Raw genomic sequence first — 17,695 nt, forward strand, 5'->3', positions numbered from 1 at the left:
GCCGCACCAGGAATTCGTCGAGGGATCTCAGGCGCTGCCATTGGCAGCGATGCAAGGAACAGAGCTTCCGTGGAACGGAAGGGCTTGGGCCTACCCAGACCAAGCCTGCCTTTTTCGACGGAGGCCAAATAGCCCATCAGGCCGGATTGGGCAACCTGAATTTATTGGGTTCCGGCGCGTAAGGTGGACAACGCGCCAGCGTTCCCACCATTCCGGAAAGCGGTTTGTCGATAGATGGTGGGCACGGCGCGAAGGGCGCCTTTGCCCACCCTACAAATTAGCGTCGCGTCCGGCGCTACTTCTTCGGTGACCAACCATAGGCCTTGGCGCAGGCACCGCCCATCAGCATGGCGCGTTCGCTCTCACTCAGCCGATCGGTTTTCAAAAAAGGCGTGACGGCCTGCTCGTAATTGACGACCGCAAACGCGCGCGTCCAGTCGGTGCCCCACAGGCAGCGCTCAAAACCCCAGGCATCGAACACGCGCGCCAGCGGATCCCAGATATCGGGGAACGGATACGGCTCGCGCGACAGCGTGCAGGCGCCGCTGACCTTGATCACGACATTGGGGCGCTTGGCGAGCGCCAGCACTTTCGGAAGCTCGGCCCAGGGCTGCGCCGGCGCGGGCGGCACGCGCGGCTGCAGAAGACCGAGATGGTCGAGTATGAATCGTGTGTCGGGATGGCGATCGATCAGCGCGATGCCGGCGTCCAGATTGTCCCAGCACAAAACGTTGACCGGAAAATCGTAACGAACCGCCGCACGGGCGATCCGCTCAAGGCCGGGATCGCTGGGATCGCGCTTGGATTCCTTTGTCAGCATGATGCGGATGCCGACCGTGCCTGGTGTCTTCTTCCAGTCGGCGACGACATCGGCGACCTCGGGATTATCAGGATCGACCGGCTTGACGATGGCTAGCCGGCCCGGATGGGCCCGTTGCGCTTCGACAGCATAGCTGGCGTCGTATTTGTACAGCGAAAAAGCCGAGATGAAGATCGCGCCGTCGACGCCGACCTTGTCCATCGCGGCCACCATCTCGTCACCGGTGACGTGGTCGGGCCAGTTCGGAACATTGTGCCAGGGCCGCTTCGGCGTGTTCGCCTCATAGGCATGAACCTGGGAATCGATAATGGCCATTGGGGCGTTCCTCTATGTCGGGCGAGTTTGACAAGGCCGCGGCGCGTTCGCGCGACTGTGCTCGCTTCTGTTGCTGTTACTTACACAATTGCCGATTTCAGATCGAGCCGGCCTGACGGGGTGGGCTCGGCCAATCCGACCGCAGATTGTTGGGATTATTTCGGTCGTACAGATCCTGCCTTAAAACGCCACCCCAGGCATCCCACACCGGTGCGGGCCGCTTGACCTCGCGGGATGGCGCGGCTTTGTTTGAAGCGGTCTGCGCGAAAGCAATCGCGGGAAATGCCAAGGCACCCATCGCGATTAATATTATTGCCTTCTTCATGGGGAAGCTCCTCACCTCATGCTCATCTGAGCGTGGCGCAGTTAAGCGCGCCCTTTGACCTCAATCAAGTGAGACCGCGGGCATGTCTCGCATGTGCGATAAGCGGACTGGGCTTCGCCCTTACTCGGCGATGTCTGGATCAAGCTTCCTGGCAGCGGCGACATCCGCATCGCCGCCTGATTTGTCTCCGTTCAACCGCTTGACGATGCCACGTCGGAACAGCGCTGCAGCATAATCGGGATCGAGCCGGAACGCCTCGCTGTAGTCGGCGATCGCGCGCGCATAGTCTTTCTTTCGAACGAAAGTCGTGCCGCGGTTATTGAAGGCAACCGCAAATTTGGGATTGAGCCTGATCGCCTCGTTGTAATCCGCCATGGCATGGTCGGGATCGTTCTTGCCCATATAGGCCATCCCGCGATTGCTCCATGCCAGAATCAATCCGGGCTGGAGCCGGATCGCCTGATCGTAATCTGCAATCGCGCGGTCGTAGTCCTTCTTGAGGGAATAGGCGACGCCACGGTCATAATAGGATTGCACGGAATTGGGATCGAGGCTGATCGCCTTGTCCAGATCCGCGATCGCATGGTCGTAATCATTCTTGTCCGCATAGGCGCTGCCGCGATTCGAATAAGCGTGGGCCAGTCCGGGATCGAGCCGGATCGCCTGATCGTAGTCGGCAATGGCTCGGTCAATGTCGCCCTTGTTGCCGTAAACGCTGCCGCGGTTATCATAGGCACGCGCATAATTCGGATCGACCTTGATCGCGGCGTCGTAATCGGTCAGCGCCCGGTCGTTGTCCCCCTTGATCTGATACGCTTGGCCGCGGTTGCTATGCGCCATCGCATAACCGGGATCGATGTTGATCGCCTGGCCATAGTCGGCAATGGCACGGTCAATGTCGCCCTTGGCCTGATAAGCCACACCGCGGTTGTTGAACGCGGCAGCGAGATCTTTGCCGGTGAAGCGACCCGACGCGATCGCCTCGTTGCATCCGCTGATTTGCTGGTCGCCCGGGATGTCGAATTTACCAGTGCAGTTGCTGTCCTTCAGGGATTGCGCCGACGCGGACGACAGGAGCGCCAATGACATCACCGCCGCAACAACCAGCTTGCCGAAACCCAAACGCGCGCTCGATTGATCCGTCAAAGGCCTACTCACTCCCGGGAAATTATTTTTTGGGAAATTCCGCCAGCAATTGCATCCAGACCACCGCAAAGGCGATCAGCCCTGCTATTCCCAACGCAATCGTCAGGCGCGGCCAGCGGCCGATCGCGACCAGCAACCACGCAGGCAGGAAGAAGATCGCAAAGATGCCGCCAAGCGGAAACACGGCGAGCCACTGAAATCCCGATCCGTCACCCAGCGGCACGTGATCGATCGCGTAAAAAGTATACAGCCAGAACAGCGTGCCTACAGCAGCGATGACCGCCGCCATTTGCCGGAAACTCAGATTACGAAGCGAGACCATGTGATCACCGTCGCGATTTAGTCACGCGACGGTGCACCAAGGTTCATCCCATGACTGGCCTAGCGCGGTGCGCGTTTGGCGAGAATGCGCTGCAGGGTGCGGCGGTGCATGTTCAGCCGCCGCGCAGTTTCCGAGACGTTGCGGTTGCACATCTCATAGATGCGCTGGATGTGCTCCCAGCGCACGCGATCCGCCGACATCGGGTTGTTCGGCGGCTCCGACTTCTCGGTGCCGCTCGCGAGCAGCGCTGCGACGACATCGTCAGCGTCGGCGGGTTTCGAGAGATAATCCACCGCGCCCATCTTCACCGCGGTCACGGCAGTGGCGATGTTGCCATAGCCGGTCAGCACGATCGTGCGGGCTTCGGGGCGCTTGCGCTTGAGCGCCGACACAACGTCAAGCCCGTTGCCGTCGCCAAGCCGCAAATCGACGACTGCAAAAGCCGGCGCGGCCTTGCCGATTTGCACCAGACCGTCGGAAACGCTGTCGCAGGAGGTCACCGTGAAGCCGCGGGTTTCCATCGCGCGCGAAAGGCGTTCCAGAAACGGCTTGTCGTCTTCCACGATCAACAACGAGCGATCAGCATGATCAGTCAGTTCGACGATGGCGTTCATGTTCGGGTACCCCCTGATGTCGCACCTTACAACATATGGCGCGCCAACCGGTGCTGCCAAGACCGCCAAAGGTCGATGACACGACAGCGTTAACCTTGGAACCATTCTAGTTTCATGTCCGTGAGGCGTTGTCCTCATGTGCACCGTACGTCCGCCCCGGATCGCATCCGGGACCATTCGGTCGAAAACGCCCTAGAAAGCCGGTTCCACCACGCTTTCGGAGGTTTCGAAGCGGTCGCGCGGCCAGACGACATGAACGACAGCGCCATGATCCGGGAAAATACGGTTGCTGAAGGAAACCTTGGCGCCGGTACGTTCCAATAGCGTGCGGGCGATGAATATCCCGAGACCGAGCCCGCTGTGCTCGCTTTGAATCTCATCCGCGCTGCGCCGCCGCGACAGATATGGCTCGCCGATGCGCTTCAACATGTCGGGCGCGATCCCCGGGCCGTCATCGGAAATGATGATCTCGACGGTGTCGGTATTCCACCACGCATTCACCTCGACCGTCGCCCGCGCAAAGTCGACCGCGTTTTCCAGGATGTTGCCGACGCCATATAGAATCGCCGGGTTGCGGGTTCCCACCGGCTCGGCCGTGCCGGCGACCGCGATGCGAACCTTGATCGCGACGCCGAAGTCGCGATGCGGCGCCACGGTTTCCTCGATCAGCGCCGACAGCGGCATGCGATCGAACGGCGCCCCGCTCGAGGAGAGCTGGGTGATCTTGGCCAGAATATCGCGGCAGCGTTGCGCCTGTTCGCGCAGGGTTTTGATGTCTCCGGATATCGCGCTGTTGTCCTGCAAGGTGCGCTCCAACTCGCGCGAAATCAGGAAGATGGTCGAAAGCGGCGTGCCAAGTTCGTGAGCCGCGGCGGCCGCCAGGCCATCGAGCTGGGTGAGATGCTGTTCCCGCGTCAGCACAAGTTCGGTCGCGGCCAGCGCGTCCGACAGCTTGCGGGCTTCTTCCGCGACCTGGAACGCGTAAAGACTGGTAACGCCAATCGCGACCACGATCGAGAGCCAGACGCCGAACAGGTAGATCGGCGGCAATACCAGCGGATCGTCGCCGTCCCACGGCAACGGCAGGTGAAAAAATACCAGCACCGAGGCGCAGGCGACCGCCAGCATACCCAGCGCGATCGTCAACCGGATCGGCAACGCCGTTGCCGAAATCAGCACCGGGGCGAGAAACAGAAACGAGAACGGGTTCTCCAGACCACCGGTTAAAAACAGCAGGCCGGCGAGTTCGACGATGTTCAGGGCCAGCAACGCGGCCGCATAGGCCGGCTCCAGCCGCTGCATCGGGTTGAAGCTGACCTGCAAGACAAGATTGAGCAGCGCCGAGAGGCCGACGATGGTCAGACAGGGAACGACCTCGACGTCGAATTCGAGCCCCTGCACCACGATGAAGATCGCCGCGAGCTGGCCGAGCACCGCGAGCCAGCGCAGCCGCAGGATCGTATCCAGACGGACATAGCGGCGCGGCTGGCGAAAATCGGAGGCGGCAATATCGGTCATGCGGCAAGTCTAGCCGCGCACGGCGTCGACCACAAATTCAACGGCTGGGGCTTTGCGCCGCACGGTCGCAAATGATTGCCGAACTTGTTATTGCGAGGTCTTGTTATTGGGAAGTCTTGTGATTGGAAAGTCTTGTAATTGGAAAGTCTTGCGCTCACGCTCCCGATGGCCCAATGAACGGCCCGCATGGTGAATAGCGAAGCAATTGCCCCCCCATTTGCGGCAGCCGACCTCTCGGAAACGGCGGCCATCGAGGTCGCGCATCTCGTCAAGCTCTACAAGACCACCCGCGCGGTCGACGATATTTCGTTTCGCATCGCACGCGGCAGCATTACCGGATTGCTCGGCGGCAATGGCGCCGGCAAGACCACGACCATCGCAATGATCATGGGGCTGGTGTTACCGACCTCAGGACGCATCCAGGTGCTGGGCTGTTCGATTCCCGACCAAAGCGCCGATGTGCTGGGCCGGATCAATTTCGAAAGTCCCTATGTCGATATGCCGATGCGGCTCACGGTGCGGCAGAACCTGACCATATTCGGCCGCCTCTATGCGGTCGCGAATTTGTGCGAGCGCATCGAAAAACTCGCCGCCGATCTGGATTTGGGCGACTTCCTCGACCGCGCCAATGGCAAGCTCTCCGCCGGCCAGAAGACGCGGGTGGCACTGGCAAAGGCGCTGATCAACCAGCCGGAGCTGTTGCTGCTGGATGAGCCGACCGCATCGCTCGATCCCGATACCGCCGACTGGATCAGGCAGCACCTTGAGACCTATCGCAAGCAAAACGGCGCGACCATACTGCTGGCGTCGCACAACATGCTCGAAGTGGAGCGGCTGTGCGACCGGGTCATCATCATGAAGCGCGGTCGCATCGAAGACGATGACAGCCCGGACAAGATCATGGCGCGCTATAACCGGACCACGCTGGAAGACGTGTTTCTCGATGTCGCACGCGGCCGGGTTCAGGAGGGCACATCGTGAGCGCGCCCGTCACCCCCCGAGGCATCGCGCCGCATCGCATCGCGGCAATGATCCTGCGCTATTGGTACCTGCTGGTCTCGTCATGGCCGCGGCTGCTGGAGCTGCTATATTGGCCCGCTTTGCAGATCATCACCTGGGGATTCCTGCAGAGCTACATCTCGCAGAATGACGGATTTTTCGCGCGCGCCGGCGGCACGCTGGTCGGTGCCGTGATCCTGTGGGACATCCTGTTTCGCGGGCAGCTCGGCTTTTCGATCTCGTTTCTCGAGGAAATGTGGGCGCGCAATCTCGGCAACCTGATGATGAGCCCGCTCAAGCCGATCGAGTTTCTGATCTCGCTGATGATCATGAGCCTGATCCGGCTTGCGATCGGCGTCATTCCGATGACGCTGCTGGCGATCATCTTCTTCAATTTCAATCTCTATAGTTTCGGGCTGCCGCTGATCGCCTTCTTCTGCAACCTGATTTTCACCAGCTGGTCGGTCGGGATTTTCGTTTCGGGGCTGGTGCTGCGCAACGGGCTCGGCGCCGAAAGTATCGCCTGGACCTTGATGTTCGCGCTGATGCCGCTGGCCTGCGTCTACTATCCGGTGACGGTGCTGCCGCACTGGCTGCAATATATCGCCTGGGCCTTGCCGCCGACTTACGTGTTCGAGGGCATGCGGGCATTGTTGATCGATCACGTGTTTCGTCCCGATCTGATGGCCTCGGCGCTGGCGATCAATGTCGTGCTGTTTATCGCGTCATTCGCGTCGTTTCTTGCCCTTTTGCGCAGCGCGCGGCGGCACGGGTCGCTGATCCAGGGCGGCGAATAAAACAGCGGAAAACGCCAGTTATCCCGAGATTTTGAGGGATTTTCGGCTTGCGGGGCCAGTAGTTATACCGATCTGTGCATTGACGCATTATTACGCATTCGGCACTATGCTGCGATGCAAAAGCGACTTGAGGGACTAAATGCCGATAGGTGAATTTGGCCGCCCGCCGGCACTGCCGTCGGAAGTCAGTCCGGCGATGACGACGCCGATGTACTGGATGTACGAGATGGCGCAGGCGTCGCTCAACCCGGCGCGCGCCGTGACCGACGCCACCAAAATCCTGTTTCAGAATCCGCTTAATCCGTGGGCGCACACCGAGTTCGGCAAATCCGTCGCCGCCGGCTGCGAATTGTTCGAGCGCACCACGCGCCGCTACGGCAAGCCGGAATGGGGCCTCAACGATACCGAGGTCAACGGCGTGCGCACGCCGATCGAGATTCGCCCGGTCTGGGAAAAGCCGTTCTGCCGCCTGTTGTACTTCGATCGCAAATTGACCCGTCCATTACGCGCGCCACAGCCGCGGGTGCTGCTCGTGGCGCCGATGTCGGGTCACTACGCGACCCTGCTGCGCGGCACCGTCGAAGCGTTTCTGCCGACCCATGAAGTCTATATCACCGACTGGGCCGATGCCCGGATGGTGCCGATGGCCGCGGGGCGTTTCGATCTCGAAGACTATGTCGATTACCTGATCGAGATGCTGCACGTGCTCGGCGGCAACATGCACATCATCGCCGTCTGCCAGCCCTCGGTGCCGGTGCTGGCGGCAGTTTCCGTGATGGAAGCCGAGCATGATCCCTATGTGCCGCTGTCGATGACGCTGATGGGCGGCCCGATCGATACCCGCCGCAACCCGACCGCCGTCAACAACCTCGCCGCCGAGAAGGGCATCGACTGGTTTCGCAGCAACGTCATCACCAAAGTGCCGTTCCCGCATCCGGGCGTCATGCGCGATGTCTATCCGGGCTTCCTGCAGCTCAACGGCTTCATCAGCATGAATCTCGACCGCCACATGGACGCGCACAAGAACCTGTTCAAGAACCTAGTGAAGGGCGACGGCGACCTGGTCGACAAGCATCGCGACTTCTACGACGAATATCTCGCGGTGATGGATCTTTCCGCGGAGTATTATTTGCAGACGGTCGACACCGTCTTCGTCAAGCACGCGCTGCCCAAGGGCGAGATGACCCATCGCGGCAAGCCGGTCGATCCTTCGAAGATCACCCGCGTCGCGCTGATGACGGTGGAGGGCGAGAACGACGACATTTCCGGACTGGGACAGACCGAGGCGACGCACGGACTGTGCACTTCGATCCCCAATGAGCGCCGGGTGCATTACGTGCAAAAGGGCGTCGGGCATTACGGGGTGTTCAACGGTTCCCGTTTCAAATCGGAAATCGTGCCGCGCATTTCCGATTTCATGGTGTCGTCGGCGAATTTGAAGCCGGCCTTGGCCGCCGCCGCCGAATAAGCGTCGAACACACGGTTTTGGACGCTATCGGGCATTCGGGACCAAATACCCTGACGATTCGATGCTGCCGGTAACCCTCTGAATTAGCCTAAAAAAATCGAAATTTCCGGGCCCCCAAGGAGTGAATTCAAAATCAATCTTTGGGGTACCCGGCGGTGCCTGTTTTTACTCAAAAAATTTTGTTCCAGGCCCATCCTGTAGAGGCGGACAGCCGGTACTCCCCCTGTATATTGGGCAAATGATTTGTTTTTGCGCCGACCGATTTCGCTGGCGGCAGATATGGCAGAATCCGGGCGAGTTTCTCCTCCCCGGACTGACAGACATGGCCACTCGCGCCCTCCTTTATCGGCGTCCTGCCGAACCTTCTCGACTTCTGGTCAAGCACGGCTCGCAAATCTATTCGGTGAGGCTGCGCCGCCACCGGCGCGCGCGGCGTTACACGTTGCGCATCCATCCGAGCGACCGCGAAGCCATCCTGACCATGCCGCCGCGCGGCACCATCATCGAGGCCAAGGACTTTGCGCAGCGCCACGGCGCCTGGATCGCCGCGCGTCTTGGCCGGTTGCCGAAGGCTGCACCGTTTCTTCCGGGCACGTCGGTACCGTTGCGTGGCGTTCCGCACCGGATCGTGCATCGTGCGGCGATGCGCGGCACCGTATGGACCGAAATACGCGACAGCGGCGAGCGAATTCTCTGCGTGGCCGGCGCCAGCGAACACATCGAGCGGCGGGTGCTGGATTATCTGAAGCGCGAAGCGCGCAAGGATCTGCAGAAGGCGTCAATTTCCTACGCGCAGGAACTCGCCGTCAAAGTCCGGCGGCTGTCGATCCGCGATCAGTCGAGCCGCTGGGGCTCCTGCACTTCGGCAGGATCGCTGTCCTTTTCGTGGCGGCTGATCCTGGCGCCACCCTATGTGCTGGATTATCTGGCCGCCCACGAAGTGGCGCATCTGGTCGAGATGAACCATTCGGCACGGTTCTGGCGGGTGGTCGCTAAAGTGTGCAGCCATGTCGAGCGCGCCAAGACCTGGCTCGACACCCACGGCAACGATCTGCACCGCTACGGCATTTCGGATTAGCGCGGCTGTTTGTTCGCCGGTGGCCTCATGGTTCGAGACGCGCGAAGACGCGCTCCTCACCATGAGGGTTTGGAAACCTGATCCTGGTTCGGACCTCATCCTGAGAGCCTGACTGATAATTCGCAGGAGCCACCGTGTGTGGCTTTAAGTACCGGTTCCCGCGCAACTTTAGAATCGATTGGCGTGTGGTTCTGAAATTTTAGAATCAAGAGAAGCGAAGCCAAATCGACTGCCGCAGGACAAAAATGCCAAAGTGCGGCCGTCCTGCGAATTATGAGTCAGACTCTGAGGAGCATCGCAAAGCGATGCGTCTCGAAGGATGAAGCCGTGGATTGCGCTGCCGATTTCTATCGTCCGCCGAACAAGCGATCCACCAGCCAGCCGTCCAAGCCGCTCGCCGCCTCTGGTCGTACTGAGGCCGAGGCGCGTGTCGGCGCCGGTCGGACGGCAGAGCTCGCTGACACCGGCGCATTGATCGGCTGCGAATTTGCAGGCGGATAGGCCGGTGAAGGCGGATAGACCTGCGGCGCATAAACCTGTGGCGCGTTTGACGGCGCGACGGCCTGCGCGATGTTCGCCAATAGACCGCCCGAGGGGGCCGGCGGCACCGGCAGCGGCACAGGTGTGATGCCTTGGTGGGCTGATTTCATGAACCGGGTCCAGATCTCCACTGGCAAGCCGCCACCGGTGGCTTTCTTGGTCGGCGAGCTGTCGTCATTGCCGAGCCAGACGCCGGTCACGAGATTGGCCGTGTAGCCGATGAACCAGGCGTCGCGGAAATCCTGGCTGGTGCCGGTTTTGCCGGCGGCCATCCAGCCCGGCAGTTCCGCCTTGTGCGCGGTGCCGCTAAGTAGCGTCTCCTGCATCATCGTGTTCATCATGGCGACGTTACGCGGCTCGATCACTTGGCCGAGCTGGTCGGGCTGGCGCGCATAGAGCACCTTGTTGCCCTCGGTGGTGCGGATTTTGTTGACGACATGGGGCGAAACGCCGAGGCCGCCATTGGCGAACGGCACATAGGCGCCAACCAGTTCGACCACCGAAACTTCCGAGGTGCCGAGCGCAATCGACGCATTGGCGTCGAGCTTCGAGGAGATGCCAAGCCGGTGCGCCGTGCGCACGACGTTTTTCGGTCCAACTTCCAGCCCGAGCCGCACCGCGACCGTGTTGAGCGACATCGCCAGCGCCTGCGTCAGGGTCACCGAGCCGAAATATTCATGGCTGTAATTTTCGGGCTTCCATCCCTTGACGTCGAGCGGCGCATCCTGCCGGATCGTTTCGGGTGTGAGGCCGGCCTCGATGGCGGTGAGATAGACAAAAGGCTTGAATGCGGAACCCGGCTGGCGCCTCGCGGTGACCGCGCGGTTGTACTGGCTCTCGGTATAGTTACGCCCGCCGACCATCGCGCGCACCGCTCCGTCAGGCGTCATCGCGACCAGCGCGCCCTGCGTAACATTGAATTTCACGCTTTTGGCCGCGAGTTCGTCGATCACGGAGGCTTCGGCGATGCTCTGGAGTTTCGGGTCGATCGAGGTTTCGACCACGACGCTCTGGTCGATCTGGCCCACGAGATCGTCGAGCACTTCGCCGATCCAGTCCGCGACATAATTGACGGTACCGGCGCCGACCGGTTTCACATTGTAAGAAGGATGCCCGATCGTGGCCTGCGCCTGCGCGTCCGTGATGAATTTGGAATCCGCCATCGCGGCCAACACGATCTGGGCGCGCTGCTCGGCGCCTTCCGGATTACGATTGGGCGCCAGCCGCGACGGCGATTTGACCAGGCCCGCCAGCATCGCAGCTTCCGCGATCGTGACGTTCTTGGCGGACTTGCCGAAATAGCGCTGCGCGGCAGCTTCGACGCCGTAGGCGCCGGAACCGAAATAGACCCGGTTGAGATAGAGTTCGAGAATCTCGGCCTTGGAATGCTTGCGCTCCAGCCACAGCGCCAGTTCGACTTCCTGCAGTTTGCGCTGGAACGTGCGCTCCTGCGTCAGGAACAAATTCTTGGCGAGCTGTTGCGTCAGCGTCGAGCCACCCTGCGATACCCCGTGATGCAGGACATTGGTTACCGCCGCGCGCGCGATGCCAAGGGGATCGACGCCGTAATGCGAATAGAACCGGCGATCCTCGATGGCGATGAAGGCATTCGGCAAATAGGGCGGCAGGTCCTTCAGCGCGACATTGGTGCCGGCCATTTCGCCGCGCGTCGCCAGCACGCTGCCATCGAGGCCGACGATCTGGATCGTCGGCGGCCGTTTTGGAATTTCCAGCGACTGGATCGCCGGCAGATGCGCGCCGACCCAGACGACGACGCCGATCACCGCAATCGCGGCCCACAGGCCGAGCACCGCTCCCCAATAGAACAGGCGCGAGATGAAGCCGCCGCGTGATTTCGAGCGGCGCTTGCTGCCGCTGCGGCCCGGCTGCGGCTTGCGCTCGCGCGGCGGCTCGTCGCCGGAATCATCGGTTTCACGCTTGGGGGGTTTTTTGGCGGACTTCTTGGGCTTGTCGTCTGCGACGGAGATGCGGTCCTGCGGAGTGAGGCGCAATTCGCCGAGCGCAGCGGCGAGCCCGAATTGCGGCTCCTTGCGTCCGCCGCTCTTTTTCCGTGCCCACGCCATACGCAAACGCGCCCATCACCCGATGCGGCACACTAGCGAGCGGGATTTAAAGCCGCGTTAAGCGATGATTAATGCTGAGACGATGACTGGCCTGCAAGTACCTCAAAAACAAGGCGTTCAGGCCCTCTTAACCCTACCGGACGGCTGCCGATGGCGGGCTGCCGAGAGAGGGCGGGACAATTCGAGCCGTCATTGCGAGCGAAGCGAAGCAATCCATGCAACAAGGAAGTGTGGATTGCTTCGTCGCTTACGCTCCTCGCAATGACGGCCCGCGCTGATCCGGCCGTCGATACTGTTGATAGACAATCGCGCTAACCCGCCGGGCCGGCGTCCTCGATGATCGGCCCGAACAGTACCCAGCGCTCGCCGTTGAATTTCATCATCTGCAACTGCTTGTTGACCCGGTAATCGTTCGGCGTGGTGTTGCCGACAATTCCCGGCAGCGACAGATCGAGCTGGACGTTTTTCAAATTGGTCGCCTGCTTGAGCACGTTCTCCCGCGTAAGGTCGTCGCCGCACTGCTTGAGCACATGGACCATCAACTGCGCGGTGCTGTAGCCGTAGGCGTTGAAGCCTGAATTCTTGTCGCCGTCAGGAAAATATTTCGCCATGAAGTCGAAATAGCGCTTCATGCCGGCATCGTCCTTCCAGGTCGGATCCAGCGGATCCTTGCCATAATTGACGCTGATCACACCCTTGGAGGCCTCAAGACCCGCCGGCTGCATCACCGCGCCGACCGACGTGGCGTTGATGTCGAGGATATGAATTGGTTTCCAGCCGAGCTCGGCATTCTTCTTGATGGCCTGCGCCGCGAATTTCGGCGTCGATGCGCTGAAGAAAAGATCGGTGCCGGCGGCCTTCAGCTTGAGGATCTGCGAATCGATGGTGGGATCGGAAACCTCATAGGAGGCTTCCGCGACGATCATCGTCGCCGCCTTGTCGCCGAGTCCGGACTTGATGCCGTTCAGATAGTCCTTGCCGAGATCATCGTTCTGGTAGAGCACGCCGATCCTGGCGTTCGGATACTCCTTCAGAATGTACTGGCCGTAGATGCGCCCTTCGACGAAGTAGTTGGGATTGAAGCCCAGCGTCCATGGAAAGTTCTTCGGATCGGTGAATTTGGAAGCCCCGGTGGCGGCGAACAGTTGCGGCACTTTCTTCACGTTCAGATATTTCTGCACCGCTGCGTTCGATGGCGTGCCGATGATCTGAAAGGTCAGCAGCACTTCGTCGCTCTCGACCAGTTTGCGCACCTGCTCGACGGCCTTGGGCGGGCTATAGGCATCGTCATACTGGATCAGGTTGATCTTGCGGCCATTCACGCCGCCCTGCTCGTTGATCATGTTGAAATAGGCTGCTTGCGTCTTGCCGATGGTGGCGTAAGCCGAAGCAGGCCCGCTGAACGGCACGGTCTGGCCGATCTTGATTTCGGTATCGGTCGCGCCGGGATCGTATTTCTTTTGCGCATAGGCGGACGATGCCGATAGCGCGATGGCCATCGCGGTCCCAGTCACGAAATGAAAGAACCTGTTCCTCATGTCGCTACCTCACCTGAATGTCTGATTTTGCCGATGATCTGGTCCGACTGGTGCGGATGCCATCGCTCGCAAGATACTGGCGGAACGAATCCGGCAATGCAAGGCAATGGCAGCCTGAGGTTGACCCGTTTCACGCCAGCCAGAGCAGGATCAATGCGAGCGCGGCAGGAGCGGCCTGCACGAACAGGATTCGGCGGCTGACGGTCGCCGCGCCATAAACGCCGGCGACAATGACGCAGAGCAAAAAGAATATTTTGATCTGGAACGCGAAGGCCGGGACACCCTGAACGAGCCCCCAGAGCAGCCCGGCCGCGAGGAAGCCGTTATAAAGCCCCTGATTGGCGGCCAGCACCGCGGAATCCGCGGCCTTCTCTGGCGAATTTCGAAATGTCTTCAGGCCCAGCGGCTTGGTCCAGAGGAACATCTCCAATGTCAGGAAATAGACGTGCAGTGCAGCGACCAGCGCCACCAGAACATTCGCAATCCAGATCATGTGACGTTCCCCCGAACCTGTTAGCCAGATTTCGGGTGGACGCTAGCACGCGGCCTGTGAAAAGTACGCGGATCGAATCCGCCATTCACTGGAATGATAAGCTCGAAACCTTGGGCAAGACCATGAGCGCAAAGCCGCCTGAAACATTCAACCTCGACCGGCTGGACACGCCGATCGGCGTGGCCTTGCTGGCCACCGATGCGGAAGGCTTTCTCCGCGCGCTCGACTGGGAAGATCATGTACCGCGCTTGCAGGAATTGCTGCGCCGGCAATATGGCACGGTTGAATTAAACGAAGCGCGAGCGCCCGGCGACATGCGCAAGGCGCTGACGGCTTATTTCAAGGGCGATCTCGATCGCCTCGGCAGCATCGAATGGCGCGTCGCGGGCACGCCGTTTCAGCAGAAGGTCTGGCACGCGCTTCCGAAGGTAGCGGCGGGCACCACGATGAGCTATGGCGCGATGGCGGCAAAGCTTGACGCGCCCAACGCGATGCGCGCGGTCGGTCATGCCAATGGCTCCAACCCGATCAGCGTCGTGCTGCCCTGCCATCGCCTGATCGGCGCCAACGGTTCACTGGTCAAATATGGCGGCGGGCTTTCGCGGAAAAAATGGCTGCTCGAGCACGAAGGCGTGGTGCTTTAGCGCGCACGCGCCGCGCAGGACGTAGGGTGGGCAAAGGCGCCCTTGCGCCGTGCCCACCGTCTTTGTTTCGAAATGGTGGGCACGCTAACGCTTTGCCCACCCTACGTACTACGCCTTACGCCCCGGCTACGCCGCGGCCTCGTCATTGGCGAGCAGATGGGTTAACGCGCTGCGGATTGCGGCCTGCCGCGTCGGCGCGGTGATCTGCGCACCGAGCAAATCCGTCACATAGAACACGTCACGGGCGCGCTCGCCGAAGGTCGCGACATGGGCGGAGGCGATGTTGAGATTGAGCTTTGAGATCGCCGTGGTCAATTGATACAGCAAGCCCGGTCGATCGAGGCCGGACACCTCGATCACGGTATAGCGCTCCGACCACTGATTGTTGACGGCGACTTCCGGCTCGACCACGAAGGGCCGTGTCTTGTGGCCACGGCCATTGGCGCGGCGCGCCATTGCCTCGGGCAGGCGCAGCTTGCCTTCCAACACGTCCTCGATCATCTCGCCGATGCGCGTGGCGCGCCGTCCCTCGTCCTCGTCGCGGTCGTATTCCCGCGATATTGCGATGGTATCGAGCGCACGCCCGTCGGTGGTGGTGTAGATCTGTGCGTCGACGATGTTGGCGCCGGCTGACGCGCAGGCGCCGGCGATAATCGACAGCAGCCAGGGATGGTCGACGGCGAGAATCGTCAGTTCGGTGACGCCGCGCGCCTCGTCGAAACCGACATTGATCGCAAGCTTGTGGCCGGCCTGTTCGCTGGCGCGCAGGAAACGGGCGTGACGGATCTTGCGCGCCAGTTCGACCTTGAGCCAGTACGCCGGATAATGCCGCGCGACATAGGAATTGAGTTCATGCTCCGGCCATTCGGTGAACGCCGCGCGAAACTCCGACTGCGCCACCGCGATACGCTGTGCGCGATTGACCTCGGAGAAGCCGCCGGTCAGCACCGGCTCGGTCTCATAATACAGCGTGCGCAGCAATTGCGCCTTCCAGCCGTTCCAGACGCCGGGACCGACGCCGCGGATGTCGGCGGTGGTCAAGATGGTCAATAGCTTCATCTGCTCGACCGACTGCACCACCGCGGCAAAATTCTCGATGGTCTTGCGATCCGACAGATCGCGCGACTGCGCCACCGTCGACATGGTCAAATGCTGCTCGATCAGCCACGCCACCAATTCGGTATCGGCGGCGTTGAAGCCGAGCCGCGGGCACAGCCGCCGCGCGACCTTGGCGCCGGCAATCGAGTGATCCTCGGGGCGACCTTTCGCGATGTCGTGCAGCAGCACGGTGATGTAGATCACCGCGCGATGTTCGGGGCGAATTTTGCGCATCAGATCGCTGGCGACGATGAACTCGTCATTGCCGCCGCGCTCGATCTCCTGCAGATAGCCGACGCAGCGCAGCAGATGCTCGTCCACCGTATAGTGGTGATACATGTTGAACTGCATCATCGACACGATCTTGCCGAAGGCGCGAATGAAGTGGCCGAGCACGCCGGCTTCGTTCATCCGCCGCAGCACGATCTCCGCACCGTTCGAGGTCAGGATTTCCATGAACAGCCGGTTGGCCTCGGGATCCTCGCGCAGTTGGGTGTTGACGAGTTTCAGCGAACGCGTCGCGGTGCGCATGGCATCCGGATGGAATGCGAGATTGTTCTTCTGCGCGAGCCGGAATATCCGGATCAGGTTGACCGGATCGTGCTTGAAGACATCGGGGGTCGCGAGGTTGATGCGGTTGTTGTCGATGATGAAGTCGTCGCTGTCGGGCACCCGCCGCCTTGTGGCCGTGGGCCGGAACTTTGCCATCATCCGCGAAAGCACGGGCGCCGGCTTGGCCTGCTGATCTTCCAGCTTGGCGCACAGGATCGCGGTGAGATCGCCGACTTCCTTCGCAATCAGGAAGTAGTGCTTCATGAAGCGTTCGACGTCCTGCATGCCCGGATGCGAGGTATAGCCGAGCCGGATCGCGATCTCGCGCTGCATATCGAACGACAGCCGCTCCTCGGCGCGGCCCGAGAAGAAATGGATGTTGCAGCGAACCGACCAGAGAAAATCGGCGCAGCGGCGGAAGGTGCGGTATTCCTGCGCATCGAACACGCCGCGCTCGAGCAGCTCATCGGTCTCGCGCACGCGGTAAACATATTTCGCGATCCAGAACAGCGTATGCAGGTCGCGCAACCCGCCCTTGCCGTCCTTGACGTTGGGCTCGACCAGATAGCGCGACTGTCCGGCGCGGCGATGCCGTTCTTCGCGCTCGGCCAATTTGGCGGTGACGAATTCGGCGGCGGTGCCCTGCACCACTTCCTTGTCGAACCGCGCCACCAGCTCGTTGTAGAGCGGCTGGTCCCCCGCCAGGAACCGGGTCTCGAGGATCGCGGTGCGGATGGTCATGTCGCCGCGGGCCTGGCGGATCGATTCATCGACCGACCGCGTGGCGTGGCCGACCTTCAGGCCCATGTCCCATAGGCAATACAAAATCGCTTCGGCGACCTGCTCGCCCCAGGCGGTCTGCTTGTAGGGCAGGATGAACAACAGATCGATGTCGGATTCCGGCGCCATCAGGCCACGGCCATAGCCGCCGGTCGCGACCACGGCCATGCGCTCGGCGCCCGAGGGGATCGGCGAATGATAGAGATGGCGCGTCGCCGCCGAGAACAGGATGCGGATGATTTCATCCTGCATGAAACACAGCCGTTCGGCGCAACGCCGGCCGTGACGATCCTTCAGGAGGATCGCCTGCGCGATTTCGCGGGCCGCGATCATCTCGGCCTTCAGCAATTTCGCCACGGCGGAACGGAACAAATCCTCGCGTCCGGCATGCTCCTCGGCCAGCGCATCGACCGCGGCGGTGATCCGCGCGGTATCGAAACGATCGTCGGCCTCGGGCCGGGCCAGTGTCACAACGCTATCCATGCTCTCACCCGATATCGGACGGCGCCGACCCTGTCACGGGACATTGCAAAGATACAGCGGGTCCATGCTGCATACCTCTCA

Annotated in this window: 15 protein-coding genes; 5 read left to right on the forward strand and 10 right to left on the reverse strand. The window is 61.2% G+C overall.

The annotated features are described in order from the left end of the window. Positions 1 to 295: 295 nt before the first annotated feature. The 6 genes from HB676_RS00310 to HB676_RS00335 form a co-directional block, all read right to left on the reverse strand. Positions 296 to 1,135 (reverse strand): amidohydrolase family protein, encoded by an 840-nt coding sequence (locus tag HB676_RS00310; RefSeq protein WP_213735662.1) that lies wholly within the window; start codon positions 1,133 to 1,135, stop codon positions 296 to 298. Between the two features lie 97 nt (positions 1,136 to 1,232). Continuing rightward, a complete protein-coding gene (locus HB676_RS00315) occupies positions 1,233 to 1,460 on the reverse strand; it encodes a hypothetical protein (RefSeq protein ID WP_213735663.1) in 228 nt (75 codons plus the stop codon). Positions 1,461 to 1,580: 120 nt separating this feature from the next. Next, complete coding sequence (locus HB676_RS00320; protein WP_213735664.1) at positions 1,581 to 2,606, reverse strand: tetratricopeptide repeat protein; 1,026 nt, start codon at positions 2,604 to 2,606, stop codon at positions 1,581 to 1,583. Positions 2,607 to 2,628: 22 nt separating this feature from the next. Next, entirely contained in the window at positions 2,629 to 2,928 is a 300-nt protein-coding gene (locus HB676_RS00325) for a hypothetical protein (RefSeq protein ID WP_249779998.1), read from the reverse strand. A gap of 59 nt (positions 2,929 to 2,987) precedes the next feature. Next, positions 2,988 to 3,542: an ActR/PrrA/RegA family redox response regulator transcription factor gene (locus HB676_RS00330; RefSeq protein ID WP_213735665.1), complete on the reverse strand. Its 555-nt coding sequence runs from the start codon at positions 3,540 to 3,542 to the stop codon at positions 2,988 to 2,990. 192 nt (positions 3,543 to 3,734) lie between these two features. After that, positions 3,735 to 5,060: an ActS/PrrB/RegB family redox-sensitive histidine kinase gene (locus HB676_RS00335; protein ID WP_213735666.1), complete on the reverse strand. Its 1,326-nt coding sequence runs from the start codon at positions 5,058 to 5,060 to the stop codon at positions 3,735 to 3,737. Positions 5,061 to 5,246: 186 nt separating this feature from the next. Here HB676_RS00335 and HB676_RS00340 point away from each other — a divergent pair, with 186 nt between their 5' ends. From HB676_RS00340 to HB676_RS00355, 4 genes are all read left to right on the forward strand, one after another. Continuing rightward, complete coding sequence (locus HB676_RS00340) at positions 5,247 to 6,041, forward strand: ABC transporter ATP-binding protein (RefSeq protein WP_213735667.1); 795 nt, start codon at positions 5,247 to 5,249, stop codon at positions 6,039 to 6,041. A 47-nt stretch (positions 6,042 to 6,088) separates the two neighbouring features. Continuing rightward, entirely contained in the window at positions 6,089 to 6,856 is a 768-nt protein-coding gene (locus HB676_RS00345; RefSeq protein WP_213736089.1) for an ABC transporter permease, read from the forward strand. Positions 6,857 to 6,995: 139 nt separating this feature from the next. Then, complete coding sequence (gene phaZ, locus HB676_RS00350) at positions 6,996 to 8,324, forward strand: polyhydroxyalkanoate depolymerase (protein WP_213735668.1); 1,329 nt, start codon at positions 6,996 to 6,998, stop codon at positions 8,322 to 8,324. A gap of 238 nt (positions 8,325 to 8,562) precedes the next feature. After that, positions 8,563 to 9,402 (forward strand): SprT family zinc-dependent metalloprotease, encoded by an 840-nt coding sequence (locus HB676_RS00355; RefSeq protein ID WP_213735669.1) that lies wholly within the window; start codon positions 8,563 to 8,565, stop codon positions 9,400 to 9,402. A 347-nt stretch (positions 9,403 to 9,749) separates the two neighbouring features. On the opposite strand, the gene HB676_RS00360 is transcribed toward HB676_RS00355, so the two are convergent. The 3 genes from HB676_RS00360 to HB676_RS00370 form a co-directional block, all read right to left on the reverse strand. Beyond that, on the reverse strand, positions 9,750 to 12,026 hold the full coding sequence (locus tag HB676_RS00360) for a PBP1A family penicillin-binding protein (RefSeq protein WP_213735670.1): 2,277 nt from the start codon (positions 12,024 to 12,026) through the stop codon (positions 9,750 to 9,752). 311 nt (positions 12,027 to 12,337) lie between these two features. Next, positions 12,338 to 13,525, reverse strand: coding sequence for an ABC transporter substrate-binding protein (locus HB676_RS00365; protein ID WP_213736090.1), 1,188 nt, complete (start codon positions 13,523 to 13,525; stop codon positions 12,338 to 12,340). A 169-nt stretch (positions 13,526 to 13,694) separates the two neighbouring features. Then, entirely contained in the window at positions 13,695 to 14,057 is a 363-nt protein-coding gene (locus HB676_RS00370) for a DUF1304 domain-containing protein (RefSeq protein ID WP_213735671.1), read from the reverse strand. Between the two features lie 122 nt (positions 14,058 to 14,179). Between HB676_RS00370 and HB676_RS00375 the strand changes: the two genes are divergently transcribed. Continuing rightward, positions 14,180 to 14,701: a methylated-DNA--[protein]-cysteine S-methyltransferase gene (locus tag HB676_RS00375; RefSeq protein WP_213735672.1), complete on the forward strand. Its 522-nt coding sequence runs from the start codon at positions 14,180 to 14,182 to the stop codon at positions 14,699 to 14,701. Positions 14,702 to 14,827: 126 nt separating this feature from the next. On the opposite strand, the gene HB676_RS00380 is transcribed toward HB676_RS00375, so the two are convergent. Next, entirely contained in the window at positions 14,828 to 17,614 is a 2,787-nt protein-coding gene (locus HB676_RS00380; RefSeq protein ID WP_213735673.1) for a [protein-PII] uridylyltransferase, read from the reverse strand. Between the last annotated feature and the right edge of the window lie 81 nt (positions 17,615 to 17,695).

Source organism: Bradyrhizobium sp. dw_411 (assembly GCF_018449695.1).
Taxonomy (GTDB): Bacteria; Pseudomonadota; Alphaproteobacteria; order Rhizobiales; family Xanthobacteraceae; genus Bradyrhizobium.